The organism is Streptomyces sp. NPDC005423 (assembly GCF_040606415.1).
Classification (GTDB): Bacteria; Actinomycetota; Actinomycetes; order Streptomycetales; family Streptomycetaceae; genus Streptomyces.
Map to the genome: position 1 here is coordinate 1 of NZ_JBEXET010000018.1, position 17,313 is coordinate 17,313.

At 71.3% G+C, this 17,313-nt stretch carries 14 protein-coding genes; 11 read left to right on the forward strand and 3 right to left on the reverse strand.

What is annotated here, in order from left to right:
- Positions 1 to 106 precede the first annotated feature (106 nt).
- Positions 107 to 1,399, reverse strand: a complete 1,293-nt coding sequence (locus ABZT12_RS20045) for an extracellular solute-binding protein (protein ID WP_356385921.1) — start codon at positions 1,397 to 1,399, stop codon at positions 107 to 109.
- Positions 1,400 to 1,540: 141 nt separating this feature from the next.
- Positions 1,541 to 2,815 (reverse strand): MFS transporter, encoded by a 1,275-nt coding sequence (locus ABZT12_RS20050; protein WP_356385924.1) that lies wholly within the window; start codon positions 2,813 to 2,815, stop codon positions 1,541 to 1,543.
- An 83-nt stretch (positions 2,816 to 2,898) separates the two neighbouring features.
- Between ABZT12_RS20050 and ABZT12_RS20055 the strand changes: the two genes are divergently transcribed.
- The gene (locus tag ABZT12_RS20055) at positions 2,899 to 3,867 is read left to right on the forward strand and encodes a LysR family transcriptional regulator (protein ID WP_356385927.1); all 969 of its coding nucleotides are present in this window, start codon (positions 2,899 to 2,901) and stop codon (positions 3,865 to 3,867) included.
- A gap of 575 nt (positions 3,868 to 4,442) precedes the next feature.
- Here ABZT12_RS20055 and ABZT12_RS20060 read toward each other — a convergent pair.
- On the reverse strand, positions 4,443 to 5,048 hold the full coding sequence (locus ABZT12_RS20060; RefSeq protein WP_356385930.1) for a hypothetical protein: 606 nt from the start codon (positions 5,046 to 5,048) through the stop codon (positions 4,443 to 4,445).
- Positions 5,049 to 5,063: 15 nt separating this feature from the next.
- Between ABZT12_RS20060 and ABZT12_RS20065 the strand changes: the two genes are divergently transcribed.
- The 10 genes from ABZT12_RS20065 (at position 5,064) to ABZT12_RS20110 (ending at position 17,306) form a co-directional block, all read left to right on the forward strand.
- Positions 5,064 to 7,292: a bifunctional polysaccharide deacetylase/glycosyltransferase family 2 protein gene (locus ABZT12_RS20065; RefSeq protein WP_356385933.1), complete on the forward strand. Its 2,229-nt coding sequence runs from the start codon at positions 5,064 to 5,066 to the stop codon at positions 7,290 to 7,292.
- Positions 7,289 to 8,575: an acyltransferase gene (locus ABZT12_RS20070; RefSeq protein ID WP_356385936.1), complete on the forward strand. Its 1,287-nt coding sequence runs from the start codon at positions 7,289 to 7,291 to the stop codon at positions 8,573 to 8,575. Before ABZT12_RS20065 ends, ABZT12_RS20070 begins: the two co-directional genes overlap by 4 nt.
- 107 nt (positions 8,576 to 8,682) lie before the next feature.
- Positions 8,683 to 9,099 (forward strand): polyketide cyclase, encoded by a 417-nt coding sequence (locus tag ABZT12_RS20075; protein ID WP_356385939.1) that lies wholly within the window; start codon positions 8,683 to 8,685, stop codon positions 9,097 to 9,099.
- Positions 9,099 to 9,533, forward strand: a complete 435-nt coding sequence (locus tag ABZT12_RS20080) for a MarR family transcriptional regulator (RefSeq protein ID WP_356385942.1) — start codon at positions 9,099 to 9,101, stop codon at positions 9,531 to 9,533. The genes ABZT12_RS20075 and ABZT12_RS20080 overlap by 1 nt, the downstream gene beginning before the upstream one ends.
- Positions 9,534 to 9,815: 282 nt before the next feature.
- Positions 9,816 to 11,171, forward strand: coding sequence for a nitrate/nitrite transporter (locus ABZT12_RS20085; protein ID WP_356385945.1), 1,356 nt, complete (start codon positions 9,816 to 9,818; stop codon positions 11,169 to 11,171).
- A gap of 126 nt (positions 11,172 to 11,297) precedes the next feature.
- Positions 11,298 to 12,458 (forward strand): uroporphyrinogen-III synthase, encoded by a 1,161-nt coding sequence (locus ABZT12_RS20090; protein WP_356385947.1) that lies wholly within the window; start codon positions 11,298 to 11,300, stop codon positions 12,456 to 12,458.
- Positions 12,459 to 12,655: 197 nt separating this feature from the next.
- Positions 12,656 to 13,246, forward strand: coding sequence for a CGNR zinc finger domain-containing protein (locus ABZT12_RS20095; RefSeq protein ID WP_356385950.1), 591 nt, complete (start codon positions 12,656 to 12,658; stop codon positions 13,244 to 13,246).
- A gap of 329 nt (positions 13,247 to 13,575) precedes the next feature.
- Positions 13,576 to 14,097 carry a sigma-70 family RNA polymerase sigma factor gene (locus ABZT12_RS20100; protein ID WP_010039908.1) on the forward strand — a complete coding sequence of 174 codons (522 nt, stop codon included), beginning with the start codon at positions 13,576 to 13,578 and terminating at the stop codon, positions 14,095 to 14,097.
- A gap of 38 nt (positions 14,098 to 14,135) precedes the next feature.
- Positions 14,136 to 14,897 carry a zf-HC2 domain-containing protein gene (locus tag ABZT12_RS20105; protein WP_356385953.1) on the forward strand — a complete coding sequence of 254 codons (762 nt, stop codon included), beginning with the start codon at positions 14,136 to 14,138 and terminating at the stop codon, positions 14,895 to 14,897.
- Between the two features lie 144 nt (positions 14,898 to 15,041).
- Complete coding sequence (locus ABZT12_RS20110; RefSeq protein ID WP_356386290.1) at positions 15,042 to 17,306, forward strand: UvrD-helicase domain-containing protein; 2,265 nt, start codon at positions 15,042 to 15,044, stop codon at positions 17,304 to 17,306.
- Positions 17,307 to 17,313 lie beyond the last annotated feature (7 nt).

The window sequence follows — 17,313 nt, forward strand, 5'->3', positions numbered from 1 at the left end:
GAGCCCGCGCCCGCCCTCCGACTTCATGGACAACTCCCTTGGCAGGCACGGAAGTAGGTGGACCGGCCCGCGCCGACGGCCCGCGCGCCCCTTTCGGCGGTGACCGTCATGTGGTGGGTACGCCCTTGTCGTACGCCTTCTGCAGGTTGCTCAGGTAGGCGTCCGGCTTCTCGCTGCCGGTGATCAGCTTCTGGGTCTCGGAGACGAGGACGTCGTAGAAGCCGGGGACCGGCCAGTCGGGGTAGAAGGCCAGGCCGTCGCGGCCGGAGACGGTGTTGAAGTCGGCGATCAGCTTCTTGGACTTGGGGTCCGTGATCGCGGAGGTGTCGGCCGCCACCGGGATGCCGCCCTTGTTGCCGAGCAGGTTCTGGATCTTCTTCGACAGGGTGATGTCGATGAAGTCGTAGGCGAGTTGCTTGTTCTTGGCGCCCTTGGGGACGACCCAGAGGTTGCCGCCGGAGCCGGGGGTGAGGTTCGAGCCGGGCCACAGGGTGGTGTCCCAGTCGAACTTGGCCTCCGTCTGGAAGCGGCCGTACCACCAGCTGCCGGAGAACAGGATCGGTGCCTTGCCCTGGATCCAGGAGACACCGGCGTCCTCGGCCTTGGTCCCGCTGGAGGTCTTGGCGATGTACCCCTTCTTCACCCAGTCGGCGAAGGTGGTCGCCGCGTACGTCCAGGCGGCGTCGTGGAAGTCCGTCTTGCCCTTGTACAGCTCGTACTTGTCGACCCAGGCGCGGTCGGCCTTCGACAGGGCCAGCTGGTAGAGGTACTGCTGGGCTATGTACTCGGCGCCCGCGTTGGCGAGGGGGGTGACGCCCTTGGCCGCGAACTGGCCCATGGCGGCGGTGAGTTCGTCGAGGGTCTTCGGTTCGGCGATCTTGTACTTCTTGAACAGCTCCTTGTTGTAGTAGACCATCGTGTACTCGCCGTAGTCGGTGACGCCGTACCACTTGCCGGAGCCCATCACGCCGTTGGCGTCGTACCTGCTGGTCGTGCCGACGCTGGACGGGATCTTCTTGTCCCAGCCGCGCTTCGTCGCCTCGGCGGTGAGGTCGGTGAGCAGGCCCTGCTTGGACAGGAGTCCCGCCGTCGCGTTGCCCTTGTTGTACTCCATGAGGTCGGGCGCGTCGGAGGAGTTGAGGACCATCGGGGCCGTCTTCTGGATCTGCTCGAAACCCTTCTCCTCGAACTTCACCTTGACGCCCGGGTGTTGGGCCTCGAACTCCTTGATGGCCTCGTTCCAGGCCACGCCCATCGCGCTGTCGGGGCCCTCGTAGTGCCACAGCTTCAGGGTCTTGCCGTCCGAGGAACCGCTGTCCGAGCCGGAGCAGGAGGAGAGGAGCAGTGATCCGCTGAGGATCACCGCCGCGGCCGTCGCACGCCTTCGTGCCGTCAACATCCAGTGCCTCCGCGTAAGTCGGACGGGTATCGGGGCGCCACGCGTCCGCGTCGAACCGACCGGGGACGCGTGGTCGAATCGATTCGACGCGGAACGTCGAAGCGCTTCGACGCAGGAAGGTATGTACACCCCGTGGGTGCGTCAATGGGTACGGCAGGAATTGGCGCAAGCGATTCGACGGCCGGGCCGGGCACGCCTCCCGAGGAGACCGATCAGCAGCGCCCCGGCCGCCGCCGCCACCGGAACCAGGAAGCCCGCCGTGGGCGACAGACGCTGCACCGTCCAGCCGCCCGCCGCCGAGCCGCAGGCGACCCCGGCCAGCAGCCCCGTCACGGCCAGGCTCATGCCCTCGTTCAGGCGCCCCTCGGGGGTGCGGTGCTGGACCAGGGTCAGCGCGGTGACCATGGTCGGGGCGGTCGCCGTGCCCGCGAGGAGCAGCGCCGCCGCGAGGGCGGGGAGGGAGTCGAGCGCGCGGGCCGCCAGCAGGGGCAGGGACATCAGGGCGGCCATCGCCAGCAGGCACCACGGCAGCCGGCGTTCCGGGGGAGCGGCCGGTCTCAGCGTGCCGTACAGCAGGCCCGCCGCGCAGGACCCGGCCGCCTGGAGCGCGAGCACCGCGCCGCCCGCCGAGCGGTGCCCGTGGGCGTCCGCGTACGCCAGTGTGACGACCTCCAGCGCGCCGAACACCGCGCCGGTCGCGACGAACCCGGCGATCAGCGGCGGCATGCCGGGCACCCGCAGCGGCGCCCGGCCCCGTACCGACGGGCGCGGCGGCGGCTCGGTGGCGCGCTGGGCCGCGAAGACCAGCATCCCGGTCAGCAGCAGTAGGGCCGCGACGAGCATCCCCGCTTCCGGGAAGAGCGTGCCGCTCAGGAAGGCGGCGAGCGCAGGACCGAGCAGGAAGCAGAGTTCGTCGGCGGCCTGTTCGAAGGAGTTCGCGGTGTGCAGCGCGCCCGCGTCCCCCGCCAGCAGATGCGCCCAGCGGGCCCGGGACATGCCCCCCGTGTTGGGTGTCGTCGCGGTCGCGGCGTACGCGGCGAAGAGTGTCCAGTCGGGCGCGCCGAGCCGCACGCAGAGCAGCAGCGCCAGGGCACCGAGGACCGCGATGACCGTCGCGGGCACGCCGGTTCGCGCCTGGCCGTACCGGTCGACCAGCCGCGCCACCCAGGGCCCCGCCACGGCGGTCGCCGCCAGGCCGGTAGCGCTGACGGCGCCGGCGAGGGCGTACGAGCCCCGGGTACCGGCGATCATCACCACCGCGCTCACCCCGAACATGCCCATCGGGAGGCGGGCGAGGAGGTTGCCCGCGATGAAGGCCCGGGTGCCCGGGAGGGCGAACAGGGCGCGGTAGGAGGTTGGTTGGGATGCGGCAGGTTGGGATGCGGTCGGTTGGGATGTGGTCGGGGAGGTGGGCATGGGGTCACGGTCGCTCCGGGCGGTCCGCGGGGTCCAACACCTTCCGGGCGCTGATTCACGCACCCGGGTTGTAGGTTCACCGGATGTCCCGGACCCCCGCCCATCTGGACCCCCGCCTCCTCCGTGCCTTCGTCACCGTCGCCGAAGAGCTGCACTTCACCCGCGCCGCCGCCCGGCTCTACCTCGCCCAGCAGGCCCTCAGCCGTGATGTGCGGCGCCTGGAACGGGAGTTGGGCGCCGAGCTCTTCGTACGGACCACCCGGCAGGTGACGTTGACGGCGGACGGGGAGCGTCTGCTGCCGTACGCCCGGCGGGTGCTCGCGGCGCAGGACGAGCTGCTCGGCGCCTTCCGGCAGGCCCGGCCGCTGCTGGTGGATCTCAACTCGCCGGGTCTCGGCACCGGGCGACGGGTGCTGCTCCGGGCCCGTGAACTGGCGCCGGAGCAGGAGCTGATGGCCCGGTACGAGAGCGGACTGGGCGGCGCGGCGCTGGAGTTGCTCGCGGGGCGGCTCGACGTGTCGTTCGGGCGGTTCGCGGGGCTGGAACCGGCGCTGCGGGCCGGTCTCGCGCACCGGCCGGTCCGGTACGAGCCCATGGCGGTCGTGCTGCCCGAGGATCACCGGCTCGCGGCGTTGGCGGAGGTGCCCCTGGCGGCGCTCGCGGGGGAGAGCGTGTACGCCGGTGCCGGGAACCCGCGCACCCCCGAGTGGACGGATCTGGCGCGTCGGCTGTTCGAGGGGCGTGGCATCGCGGTCGCGCCGCCCGCCCCCTTCGCCGTGGGGGACGAGGAGTTCGGGCGGATCATGGCGAAGACCCGGAATCCGGTTCTCGCCGTGGTGGATTTTCCGGCCATGCCGCGGACGGTGCTGAGGCCTCTGGTGGAGCCGGTGCCGTTGTCCCCTGTGTCGCTCGTGTGGCGAAAGGGGCTGGTGCACCCTGGATTCAACACACTTGTTCGAGCTGCGGCGGAGATCGGCTCGGCGGAGAACTGGCTGATCCGGCCCGCCGATGGATGGATTCCAGCCATGGACGTGGACATGATAAAAACGTAAAAATGACACATCCCGCACGTCGAGAGCCCCACTGCGCTACCTTCAGGCACCTGAGCACGGTGTGGTAAGGGGGGCGCAAGAACCGGGTGGGGGCCCGGTTCGGCGGCGTGAGCTCAGGGGTCGGACGCGCGCCCGCAACTGTCCCGTGGGGGGATGAACGTGCGCGTCGAGAAGTGGCGAGAAGAGACCCGACCGGAGTGGCCCGAGGCAGCATCCGGGGCGTCGGAAACGGTGGGCGCGGGAGAAGGGGCACAGGCCTTCCCGGAGGGCGCGGCACCCGAGCTTCTGGCGGGCGGACGGGGTGGGGGTGACGATCCCGACGAGGTGACCGTCCAGCTCGCCGACGTCGGACCGCTGCCGGCCGGGTCAGCCGGGTCACCCGGGTCAGTCGGGTCAGTCGGGTCAGTCGGGTCAGTCGGGTCACCCGGGTTAGTCGGGCCTGCCGGGTCAGTCGGGTCGGCCGTGGCCGGCAGTGGACCCGAGGGCTCCGACCGGCCCGTCTTCGTCGACGAGTCGGGGCGGCGCGGCCGTACGTTCCGCCGGATCGGCATGGTGATCGGGGTCGCCTGCGCGGTCTACGCCGTCGCCATCGTCGTCACGCTGCTCTCCGGCAGCTCGGACGCGCCTTGGCTGCCCGTGCCCGGCCAGAACGACGGCTCGCCGGCCGGCAAGGTCGACACCTCGCCGCTGCCCACCGCCTCGGTCCCGCCGAGCGGCGGCACGGGCTCGGGGGTCCTCCCGCCCGGCAGTCCGCCCACGGCGGGCAACGGTACGACGCCCATGGCCGCCGCCAGACCCGGCGGGACCGGTGCGACCGGCGGGACCGGAGCCTCCGCGCGCCCCGGCCGGCCGAGCACGTCCGCCGTTCCGCGGCCGACGGCGTCCAGGAGCGGGGCGGGCACCGGGCAGACCGGACCGACCTCTCCGGTGGTGCGTCCGTCCGTGTCACCGCCGGTGTCGACCTCGCCCGGCCCCGCCCCGTCGACCAGCAGCGCCCCGCCGGGCCCGTCCGTGTCTCCGTCCCCGACCGCGGGCACCGGAACGGTCGCCGACGCCCCGGTCTCCGCGCCGCCGGTGGCGTCGGAACCGGCGGACCCGGACCCGTCGTCCGCGCCGCCCGCATCGCCTTCCTCGCCCGCGTCGCCTGAACTGCCCGCGTTGCCCGCGTCGCTCCCCTCCACGGAGAGTGTCGTCTGATGGCATCGCGCACCCACCGTGCCGGTGCCGTGTCCGCCGCTCCGGCCCGTTCCGCCCGCCGCCGCCTGTCCATGCGCTTCCTGCTGCCGGTGCTGGTCCTCGTCGCACTGCTGGCGATGATGATGCTGCGCGGCTATGTGCACAGCGAGATCCTCGCCGACCACCGTGTCCGCCCCGAGGCCGCCACCGACAAGGTGCCCGGGGAGATCCTCGACGGCGGCCCGGTCATCGACACCCGTGGCGGCCGTACGGCCAGCCTCGACGTGCCGGACCACCGGATCGTCCTGACCTTCGACGACGGACCCGATCCGACCTGGACCCCCAAGGTCCTCGACGTGCTCGAGAAGCACCACGCGCACGCGGTCTTCTTCGTCACCGGCACCATGGCCTCGCGCTACCCCGCCCTGGTCAGACGCATGGTGGCCGACGGCAACGAGGTCGGGCTGCACACCTTCAGCCACCCCGACCTCTCCTTCCAGTCCCCCCGGCGCATCGACTGGGAGCTGACCCAGAACCAGTTGGCGATTAGCGGCGCGGCCGGTATCCGCACCTCGCTGTTCCGGCCGCCGTACTCGTCCTCCGCCGACGCCATGGACAACGCGTCGTGGCCGGTGACCCGGTACATCGGCACCCGCGGCTACATCACCGTCGTCAACGACAGGGACAGCGAGGACTGGCGGAAGCCCGGCGTAGGCAGCATCGTCCGGAACGCCACCCCGCACGGCGGCGAGGGCGCGATCGTCCTGATGCACGACTCCGGCGGCGACCGCCACCAGACCGTGCGGGCGCTGGACCGGTTCCTGCCCCTGATGCAGCACCGGGGCTACCGGTTCGACAACCTCACCGAGGCGCTCGGCGCGCCCAGCGCCCTCACCCCGGTGACCGGCGTCGACCTCTGGCAGGGCAAGGCGTGGATCTTCCTGGTCCGCGCCTCGGACGACCTCACGGACGCGATGGTGGTCGGCCTCGCGGTGATCGGCTCCCTGGTCATCGCCCGGTTCGCCCTGATGCTGCTGCTCTCCGCCGTGCACGCGCGCCGGGTGCGCGCCGGCGGTTTCGCCTGGGGGGCACCGGTCACCGAACCGGCGACGGTCCTGGTCCCCGCCTACAACGAGGCCAAGTGCATCGAGAACACCGTCCGTTCACTGACGGCGAGCGAGCATCCCATCGAGGTGGTGGTGATCGACGACGGTTCGAGTGACGGCACGGCGGGCATCGTGGAGGGGCTCGGTCTGCCCGGTGTCCGGGTGGTGCGGCAGCCCAACGCCGGCAAGCCGGCCGCGCTCAACCGCGGTCTGGCGAACGCCCGTCACGACCTCGTCGTGATGATGGACGGCGACACGGTCTTCGAACCGGCCACCGTCCGCGAGCTGGTCCAGCCCTTCGGCGACCCGCGTGTCGGCGCGGTCGCGGGCAACGCCAAGGTCGGCAACCGGGATTCGCTCATCGGCGCCTGGCAGCACATCGAGTACGTGATGGGCTTCAACCTCGACCGCCGCATGTACGACGTCCTGGGCTGCATGCCCACCATCCCGGGCGCCGTGGGGGCGTTCAGGAGAAGCGCGCTGGAGCGGGTCGGCGGCATGAGCGACGACACCCTCGCCGAGGACACCGACATCACCATGGCGATGCACCGCGACGGCTGGCGCGTGGTCTACGCCGAGAAGGCCCGCGCGTGGACCGAAGCCCCGGAATCCGTCCAGCAGTTGTGGTCCCAGCGCTACCGCTGGTCCTACGGCACCATGCAGGCGATCTGGAAACACCGCGGCGCCCTGCTGGAGCGGGGCCCGTCGGGCCGCTTCGGCCGGGTCGGTCTGCCCCTGGTCTCCCTCTTCATGGTGCTGGCCCCGCTGCTGGCCCCGCTGATCGACGTCTTCCTGCTCTACGGCGTGGTGTTCGGCCCGACGCGCAGGACGATCGTGGCGTGGCTGGGTGTGCTCGCCCTCCAGGCGGTCTGCGCTGCGTACGCCTTCCGCCTGGACCGCGAACGCATGACCCATCTCGTCTCGCTGCCCCTCCAGCAGATCCTCTACCGCCAGCTCATGTACGTCGTGCTGCTCCAGTCCTGGATCACCGCGCTGACCGGAGGGCGGCTGCGCTGGCAGAAGCTGCGGCGCACCGGAGTCGTCGGGGCGCCGGTCGGAGCGGTGCCGAGCCCGCGGGCCCACGGCGCGGGCGTCCGTGGCGTGAGTGACCGTGGCGTGAGTGACCGGAGGCCGGTGGCATGACCCAGGGACACACGGCGGGCGCGGGAACGGACCCCGACCCCGAGGCGACACCGGCGTACGGGCTTCCGCGGCAGCGGCAGGCGGAACCCGCGACCGGCCCGGAGACCGGCACCGCAACCGGCGCGAGGAAGGACGGTGGCCGGGACCGCTATCTGGATCTCCTGCGTTCGATCGCGTTGGTCCGGGTCGTCGTCTACCACCTCTTCGGCTGGGCCTGGCTGTCGGTGCTCTTCCCGTCGATGGGCGTGATGTTCGCGCTGGCGGGTTCACTGATGGCCCGCTCGCTGAACCGTCCGGCGCCGAGCGTGATCAGGGGCAGGCTGCGGCGACTGCTGCCGCCGCTCTGGGCGTTCGCGGCGGTGGCGTTGACGATGATGTTCGCGGACGGCTGGAATCCGCTCAAGGACCCTGACATCGGCGGCACTTGGGGGCTGCCGAGACTCCTCGACTACCTCGTGCCGATCGGCGCGCCGCCGTACCCGGAGCAATTGGGCTCCGCGTCGGGCCTGTTGGAGGCGGCCTGGCCGGACGACGCGGCGGGCCCGCTGTGGTACCTGCGGGCGTACCTGTGGTTCGTGCTGGCCTCCCCGCTGTTGCTGTGGGCGTTCAGGAAGGTCCCGTGGGCCACGCTGCTGGCGCCTCTCGCGCTGACGGCGGTGGTGGGCACGGGCCTGGTCACGATCCCCGGCGAAACGGGCGACGCGGTCACCGACTTCGGTGTCTACGGCGGCTGCTGGGTCCTGGGCCTCGCCCACCACGAGGGGGTGCTGAAGCGCGTCCCCCGCTATCTGGCGGTGTCCGGCTCGGCCCTGTTCATGGCCCTCGGCCTGTGGTGGGCGTCCGGTCATCTCGGCCCGGACGGCTGGGACCTGAACGACATCCCGCTCGCCCAGGCGGCCTGGTCCTTCGGCTTCGTGGTGATCCTGCTCCAGTACTCCCCGTCCTGGCGGGAGCTGCCCGGCCGCCTGGCCCGGTGGGACAGGCTGGTGACCCTCTCCAACAACCGCGCGATGACGATCTACCTCTGGCACAACCTGCTGATCATCGCCACCGTCCCGATCATCGACCGGCTCTACGACGTCCCCTTCCTGCAAGGCGACACCGCCTCCGCGGCCCTCGACTCGTCGTACACCTTCCTGATGTTCGTCCTCGTCTGGCCGCTGATCGCCCTGGCGATCCTCGCGTTCGGCTGGGTCGAGGACCTCGCCGCCCGGCGGAGCCCTCGACTCTGGCCCAACGGGGTTGCCCGGGAGGGTGGTTGGGGTAAGAGGACGTCTTCCTAGCGGCCGGTACCGGGAGTCTCCGGGGCCGCACCAGATCTTCCCCTCACTCGACAGATAGTCTGCGCGCAGATAATCTATGAACACATTATCTGGTCGAGGAGGCCCGCATGTGGGAGTACGAGCACAGTGTCGAGACCGGTGCCGGCGCCGAGGCGATCTGGCGGCTCTGGGCCGACGTCGAGAACTGGGGCACCTGGAACGGCGAGATCGAGAAGATCGAGATCAACGGTCCGTTCGCGGCGGGCAGCCGGATCACGATGACGCCGCCCGGGGACGACCCGGTACTGCTGCGGATCACCGAGGCCACGGAAGGCGAACTCTTCGTCGACGAGGCCCGCTTCGGCGACCTGCTGCTGCGGACCGTCCACCGGATCGACCGGATCGACCGCGACCGGGTCCGGGTGGTCTACCGGATGGAGATCACCGGCCCCGGCGCCGACGAGGCCGGTCCCCAGATCGGCCCCGGAATCACCGCTGACTGGCCCGACACCATGGCCTCGCTGGTCGAACTGGCCCTGCGCTGATGCCACTCAGCCCCGGCGAGAGCCCCGGGCTGCTGCTGTGGCACGCCACGCTGCGCTGGCAGCGGGACGTCGCCACAGCCCTGGCCCCCCTCGGTCTCACCCATGTGCAGTTCGTGCTGCTCGCCTGCGCCTGGTGGCTCAACGGTCAGGGGGAGCGCCCCAACCAGCTGGCCCTCGCCCGCCAAGCGGGCACCGATGTCAAGATGACCTCCCAGGTCCTGCGCACCCTTGAGGAGAAAGGGCTCGTCGAGCGCGAGGTCGACCCGGCCGACACCCGCGCCAAACGCCTGCGCGTCACCGACACCGGCGCCGAGCTGGCCCCCCGCGCGATCGCCGCCGTCGAGCTCGCCGACGCACGGTTCTTCCAGCCGGTGCCCCTCGACGACGCGATAGCCCTGCTCGGCCGCCTGGCCCGCCCCCACCCCGAAACGTGAGCATCGCGGTCCCGCGCCGGTCTCCCCGGGGGACCCTTCGCCAAAAAAGCGTGACACTTCAGCGCCAAGTGTCACGCTTTTTCAGCGAAGGGTCCCTCCCCCCGCGTCCCGCCGTCGCCCCGGGCCACCTCACCGCCGCCCTCCGCCGTACGTGAGAGCAACGTTCCCGCCAGGTCACCCACAGCCACAGCGCGGAAACGCGTCCTCCCTACCTTCAGGACTCAGCACCCCGAAAGGGGACCCCCGAACCCCTGAGCCCGGCCCGGAGCACGTGGAGGCGTCATGACAGCCCAGAGCAAGTGGATCGAGCACTGGGATCCCGAGAACGAGACCTTCTGGCGGGAGGGCGGCGAGAAGATCGCCCGGCGCAACCTCGCCTTCTCCGTCCTCTCCGAGCACATCGGCTTCTCGATCTGGACGCTGTGGTCGGTGCTGGTGCTCTTCATGGGCCCGGAGTACGGACTGACCCCGGCCGACAAGTTCCTGCTCACCTCGGTGGTGACGCTGGTCGGCGCGGTCGTGCGCGTCCCCTACACCTTCGCCGTCGCCGTCTTCGGCGGGCGCAACTGGACCATCGTCTCCGCGAGCCTCCTGCTCGTCCCGACGATCGCCGCGTTCGCGGTGATGAAGCCGGGGACCTCCTTCCACACCTTCCTCTGGATCGGCCTGCTGGCCGGTATCGGCGGCGGCAACTTCGCCTCCTCCATGACCAACATCAACGCCTTCTTCCCGCTGCGGAAGAAGGGCTGGGCCCTCGGGCTGAACGCCGGCGGCGGCAACATCGGCGTACCGGTCATCCAGCTGGTGGCGCTGGCGATCATCGGCGCGAGCGGCGGACCGCGCGTGCTGCTGGGGATCTACATCCCGCTGATCCTCGTCGCCGCCATCCTCGCCGCCGTCTTCATGGACAACCTGACCTCCGTGAAGAACGACACCGGCGCCGCCAAGGACGCCGCGAGGGACGCACACACCTGGATCATGGCGTTCCTCTACGTCGGCACGTTCGGGTCGTTCATCGGGTACGCGTTCGCCTTCGGGCAGGTGCTCCAGGTGCAGTTCGGGCGTACGCCGCTCCAGGCGGCCTATCTCACCTTCATCGGGCCGCTGCTCGGTTCCCTGATCCGGCCCGTGGGCGGCTGGCTCGCCGACCGCTACGGCGGCGCGCGGATCACCCTCTGGAACTTCGTCGCCATGGCCGCCGCCACCGCCGTCCTGATCGTGGCCGGCCGGCAGAAGTCGCTGCCCCTCTTCGTCTCCGTGTTCATCGCGCTGTTCGCGCTGAGCGGTCTCGGCAACGGCTCCACGTTCAAGATGATCCCCGGCATCTTCCAGCGCAAGGCGCTGGCCGAGGGGCTCACGGGCGACGAGGCGGTGGCCTACGGGCGGCGGCTCTCCGGAGCCTCCATGGGACTCATCGGGGCGGTCGGCGCGCTCGGCGGGGTCGCCATCAACCTCGCCTTCCGCCAGTCGTTCCTCTCCTCCGGCACCGGCACCGGCGCGTTCACCGCCTTCCTCGCCTTCTACGGCCTCTGCTTCGCGGTCACCTGGGCCGTATACCTTCGCCGCCCCGCCGACCGGACGCACACCGACACCTCGGCGTCGGAAGCGACACCGCACCTCGGATATGCGGAGGTGTGACGTAACACCGACGACATCATGGTGAACCGGGCCTGTCACGCACCGTTGACAGGCTCGTTCGCCATGTAGGTCACACAGGTGCGGCACCTCCGTACGCACGACGACTCCAGCCCCGGGACGAGAACCATGTACGACGAACAGCAGCGACCGGACGGCGGCGAGCACGGCCCGCTCGCGGGGTTCACCGTGGGCGTCACCGCCGCGCGCCGGGCCGAGGAACTGGGAACGCTGCTCCAGCGGCGCGGCGCGAACGTCGTGCACGCGCCCGCCCTGCGCATCGTGCCCCTCGCCGACGACAGCGAACTGCTCGCCGCCACGCAGGAGTTGATCGACCGGGCCCCGGACGTCGTGATCGCCACCACCGCGATCGGCTTCCGCGGCTGGATCGAGGCGTCGGACGGCTGGGGACTCGGTGAGACCCTGCTGGACCGGCTGAGCGAGGTGGAGCTGCTCGCGCGCGGGCCCAAGGTCAAAGGGGCGGTCCGGGCCGCCGGTCTGACCGAGGAGTGGTCCCCGTCGTCCGAGTCCATGGCCGAGGTGCTCGACCGGCTGCTGGAGGAGGGCGTCGAGGGCCGCCGGATCGCCGTACAGCTGCACGGGGAGCCGCTGCCCGGGTTCGTCGAGTCGCTGCGGGCCGGGGGAGCGGACGTGGTGGGGGTGCCGGTGTACCGGTGGATGGCGCCCGAGGACATCGGCCCGGTGGACCGGATGCTGGACGCGACGGTCGCGCGCGGCGTGGACGCGCTCACCTTCACCAGCGCGCCCGCCGCCGCGTCCTTCCTGTCCCGCGCCGAGACGCGGGGCCTGCTGCCCGAGGTACTCGCGGCGCTCGGGCACGACGTCCTGACCGCCTGCGTCGGCCCGGTCACCGCGCTGCCCTTGCAGGGCCACGGCGTCGACACCCTCCAGCCGGAACGGTTCAGGCTCGGACCGCTGGTGCAGTTGCTGTGCCAGGAACTCCCGGGCCGTGCAAAGGTGTTGCCCATCGCCGGACACCGGGTGGAGATCCGCGGCCAGGCTGTCGTGGTGGACGGGACGTTGCGGGCGGTGCCACCGGCCGGCATGTCGCTGCTGCGGGCGCTCTCCCGCCGGCCGGGATGGGTCGTGGCCCGCGCGGAGCTGCTGCGGGCGCTGCCGGGTGCCGGGCGCGACGAACACGCCGTGGAGACGGCGATGGCCCGCCTCCGTACGGCACTCGGCGCGCCGAAGCTGATCCAGACGGTGGTGAAACGCGGGTACCGACTGGCGCTTGACCCGGCGGCGGACGCCAAGTACTCCGACGGATAGGCCGGTTGAGCCGGTTGAGCCGGTTGAGCCGGTTGGGCCCCGCCCCCCTGGCCGCTGCCGCGCGCGACCGTGCCCGGTGTGAGGGGTTCCGGCCGGGGGAGTGGGCAGGCACTGTAGGGAGAACGGTTCCCCACACCCCCGCACTCGCGACGCACCGACCCGTCCGACCGGGGTAACTCTCAGGCGGTGACAGGCACATGGCACTGGGCACGCCCACGGCCCCCTACGAGCTGCGGTTCGACGCCGGGCGGATCTGTCTCGATCTGCTGGCGACCACCCACCCCGAGGAACGGCTGGACGCCCTCGAACCGTTGCGCGCGTGGATCGTCCGTTCCGCGCTCGTCCCGCCGGACACCCCGCTCACCCGCGCCGACCCCTCCTGGCTGGCCGGCTTCCGCGAACTGCGCGGCCAGATAGCCCAGTTGGTGCGCGGCCTGGTCCCCGACGCCCGGCCCTACGACATCGCGCTGGCCAGGATCAACGAGCTGGCCGGCACCGCGCCCCCGGCCCCCCGCGCCGTACGCGGCGAAGACGGCACGCTCGTACGCCGGTTGGCCGGTCCGCCGGAGTGTGCCGCGCTGCTCGCGGTGATCGCCAGGGACGCCGTGGAACTGCTCACCGACCCGGTCGCCCGGGCGGGTCTGCGGGAGTGCGAGGGCGACAGCTGTCCGATCGTCTACCTCGACACCTCCCGCGGACGGCGCCGCCGCTGGTGCTCCAGCGAGGTCTGCGGAAACCGCGAAAGGGTGGCCCGGCACCGCCGGCGCGCGGCCCTCGCGCGCGCCTGAGAGTCCGATTCGCGGCTTCTGTGAGGGGGGTGGTTCAACGGAGCCGACGTGATTTCGACAACACCGCGTTTCCGGGAGCCCGCTCCCGGGCAGCCCGAGCGATCTTGCCGATGTGGTGGAAATGTAAAGAACGTACAGCGTAAATGTGCACTCATGTCCCTCTCGTCACGACACCGGGAAGAAAACTGTCACGTCACGTTGAACACTCCGGTACCCCCCTGCGTACCCGTGGATGAGCGACCGACTGGGGGATCCCCCGGACACCGGAGGTGGGCGTGCGCAAGGATTCCGTCGTGGCCAATGAACGCGCACCGAGGGCCCGACATCGCATGTCCCAGCCCTCGGAACCTGACGAGGAGCTGATGCGTGCCCTGTACCGAGAGCACGCCGGACCCCTCCTGGCCTATGTACTCAGGCTGGTGGCGGGCGACCGGCAGCGTGCCGAGGACGTGGTGCAGGAAACCCTCATCCGTGCCTGGAAGAACGCCGGCCAGCTCAATCGGGCGACCGGTTCGGTACGACCCTGGCTGGTGACGGTCGCCCGGCGCATCGTCATCGACGGTCACCGCAGCCGGCAGGCCCGGCCGCAGGAGGTTGACCCGTCACCGCTGGAGGTCATCCCCGCGGAGGACGAGATCGACAAGGCGTTGTGGCTGATGACACTGTCGGACGCGCTGGACGACCTGACCCCGGCCCACCGGGAGGTGCTCGTCGAGACGTACTTCAAGGGGCGTACCGTCAATGAGGCGGCTGAGACGCTTGGCATCCCCAGTGGCACGGTGCGCTCAAGGGTGTTCTACGCCCTGCGTTCGATGAAGCTGGCTCTGGAGGAGCGGGGGGTGACGGCATGAGCATTTACGGGGGAATCGGAACGGGTAGTCCTGGTCCCATGCAGGGATCACAGGGCTCGAACGAACACGAGACCGTAGGCGCTTACGCGCTGGGCATCCTCGACGACGCGGAGGCGACCGCGTTCGAGGTCCATCTCGCCACCTGCGAATGGTGCGCACAGCAGCTCGACGAGCTGTCCGGGATGGAACCCATGCTCGCCGCACTCGCGGACCTGCCGGGCTCCGGCACCCCCGCGATCGGCGAGTCGCTCTCCGCCAAACCCAGCCCCCGGCTGGTGGAACGGCTCGTCGACGACGTCGGCGAACGCCGCGCCCTGAAGCGCCGGCGCAGCTTCTACATGATCGCCGCCTCCGTGGCGCTGATCATCGCCGGTCCCATCGCCGTCATGGCGGCCGGCGGCGGCAGCGACTCGGGACAGAGCGCCACGCCCCTCGCGGCGACCGCGAAGTCCACCTTCGACACCTTGTCCGACAAGGTCTCGGCCACGGACTCCGGCACCAAGGTCAGCGCGACCGTCGCCATGGCGCCGAAGGCCTGGGGCACCCAGGCGGTCCTCGAACTGAAGAACGTCAAGGGCCCGCTCAAGTGCTCGCTCATCGCCGTCGGCAAGAACGGCGAGCGCGAGACCATGACCTCCTGGTCGGTCCCCAACTGGGGCTACGGCATCACCAACGCCAAGACCGAGGAGGCCAAGAACCCGCTCTACGCCCAGGGCGGCGCGGCCCTCACCCCGAACCAGATCGACCACTTCGAGGTCATGACGTTCGACGGAAAGCGACTCGTGCAGGTCGACGCGTAGCTACAAGGGGTCCCCTTCGCGTACGGTTGACGGCTGCTCAGCACGTCAGAAGGGGACCCGGTGGCCGCACAGGCTCAGGCTCAACAGGAGACCGCGCGCGGAACGGTCGACGAATCCAACCCGGATTCGGTACGGGACCGGGAGATCGGGGTCGAACAGGAACACCTCGACCGGGTCTACCGGCGCCTTGAGGAGAAGATCCACGAGGCCGAGTTCCTCATGAACGACGCCGCCCAGCGCGGCCAGGTCGGCACGCCCGGCGCGCTCGCCGAGCGGGACGCCCAGGTCTTCCGTGCCGGCATCCACCTCAACCGGCTCAACAACGAGTTCGAGGACTTCCTCTTCGGCAGGATCGACCTGCTGCCCGGGAAGGACGGCAGGAAGGGGCCCGACGGCGCCTACACCGCCGTCGAACCGGCCGAAGGCGCCGTACGGGACGACAACACCGCCGACATCGCCGAAACCCTGCACATCGGACGCATCGGGGTCCTGGACTCCGAGTACGCCCCGCTGGTGATCGACTGGCGGGCGCCCGCCGCCGCGCCCTTCTACCGCTCCACCCCGGTCGAACCCGGCCGGGTCGTACGACGCCGCGTCATCCGCTCCAAGGGCCGCCAGGTCCTCGGGGTCGAGGACGACCTGATGCGCCCCGAACTCACCGCCTCCCTCGACGGCCGTGCACTGGCCGTCATCGGCGACGGCGCCCTGATGGCCGCGCTCGGCCAGGCCCGCAGCCACACCATGCGGGACATCGTGGCGTCGATCCAGGCCGAACAGGACCTGGTGATCCGAGCCCCGGCTGCCTCCGTCACCTACGTCGAGGGCGGCCCCGGCACCGGCAAGACGGCCGTGGCGCTGCACCGCGCCGCCTACCTGCTCTACCAGGACCGGCGCCGGTACGCGGGCGGCATCCTCATCGTCTCGCCCACGCCCCTGCTCGTCGCCTACACCGAGGGCGTCCTGCCCTCCCTCGGCGAGGAGGGGCAGGTCGCGATCCGCGCCATCGGCTCACTCGCGGAGGACGCGGGCAGCGCCGGGGCCACGCTGTACGACGCGCCGGCCGTGGCCCGCGCCAAGGGCTCGTACCGCATGCTCACGGTGTTGCGGAAAGCCGCGCGCGGAGCACTGGAGCTGAACGATTCACCGGCCCGGCTGCGCGTCGTTGCGTTCAACCGGCGGCTGGAGCTGGACGCCGCCGACCTGGAGCGCATCCGGCAGAGCGCGCTGAGCGGCACCGCGCCGGTCAACCTGCTCCGCCCGCGCGCCCGCAAGCTCCTCCTCGACGCACTCTGGGAGCGCTCCGGCGCGGCCGGCCGGCACTCCGACCCCGAACTCGCCGCCGAACTGCGCTCCTCCTTCGACGAGGACATCACCGGCGAGGACGACTTCATCGCGTTCCTCGACGCCTGGTGGCCCGAGCTGACCCCGCGCGCGGTCCTCGACGCGATGTCCGACGAACGGCGCCTGGGCCGCTGGGCGAGACGGGTCCTCAACCCCGGCGAAGTGCGCCGCACCGCCCGTTCACTGAAGCGCGACGGGTTGTCCGTGCACGACGTGGCGATGCTGGACGAACTCCGGGCGATCCTCGGCACCCCGGCCCGCCCGCGCCGCAAACGCGAGCTGGACCCGCTGGACCAGCTCACCGGACTCGACGAGCTGATGCCCGTACGGGAGGAGACGCGGCGCGAGCGGGCCGAGCGGCTCGCCGAGGAGCGGACCGAGTACGCGCACGTCATCGTCGACGAGGCCCAGGACCTCACCCCCATGCAGTGGCGGATGGTGGGCCGGCGCGGCCGGCACGCCACCTGGACGGTCGTCGGCGACCCTGCCCAGTCCTCCTGGTCCGACCCCGAGGAGGCCGCCGCGGCCCGCGACGAGGCGCTCGGCAGCCGTCCCCGCCGCCGCTTCACCCTCACCGTGAACTACCGCAACCCGGCCGAGATCGCCGAACTCGCCGCCAAGGTCCTCGCCCTCGCCATGCCCGGCGCCGAGTCCCCGACCGCCGTCCGCTCCACCGGCCTGCGGCCGCGTTTCGTGGCGACGGAGAGGGAACAGGGCGCCGCCGTACGCGGTTCCCTGGCCGGCACGGTCCGCGAGGAGGCCGCCCGGCTGCTCGCGCTGGTCGACGGCACGGTCGGCGTGGTCGTCGCCATGAACCGCCGCGAGGAGGCCCGCCGCTGGCTGGCCGGCCTCGGCGACCGCGTGGTGGCGCTCGGCAGCCTGGAGGCGAAGGGACTCGAATACGACGCCACGGTCGTCGTCTCACCCGCCGAGATCGCCGACGAGTCGCCCGCCGGCCTGCGCGTCCTGTACGTCGCCCTCACCCGCGCCACCCAGCAGCTCACGGTCGTCTCCACCGACCGGGACCAGCCGGACGGGTCGGGAGTGCCCGACCTGCTCCGGGAGTAGGGCGCCG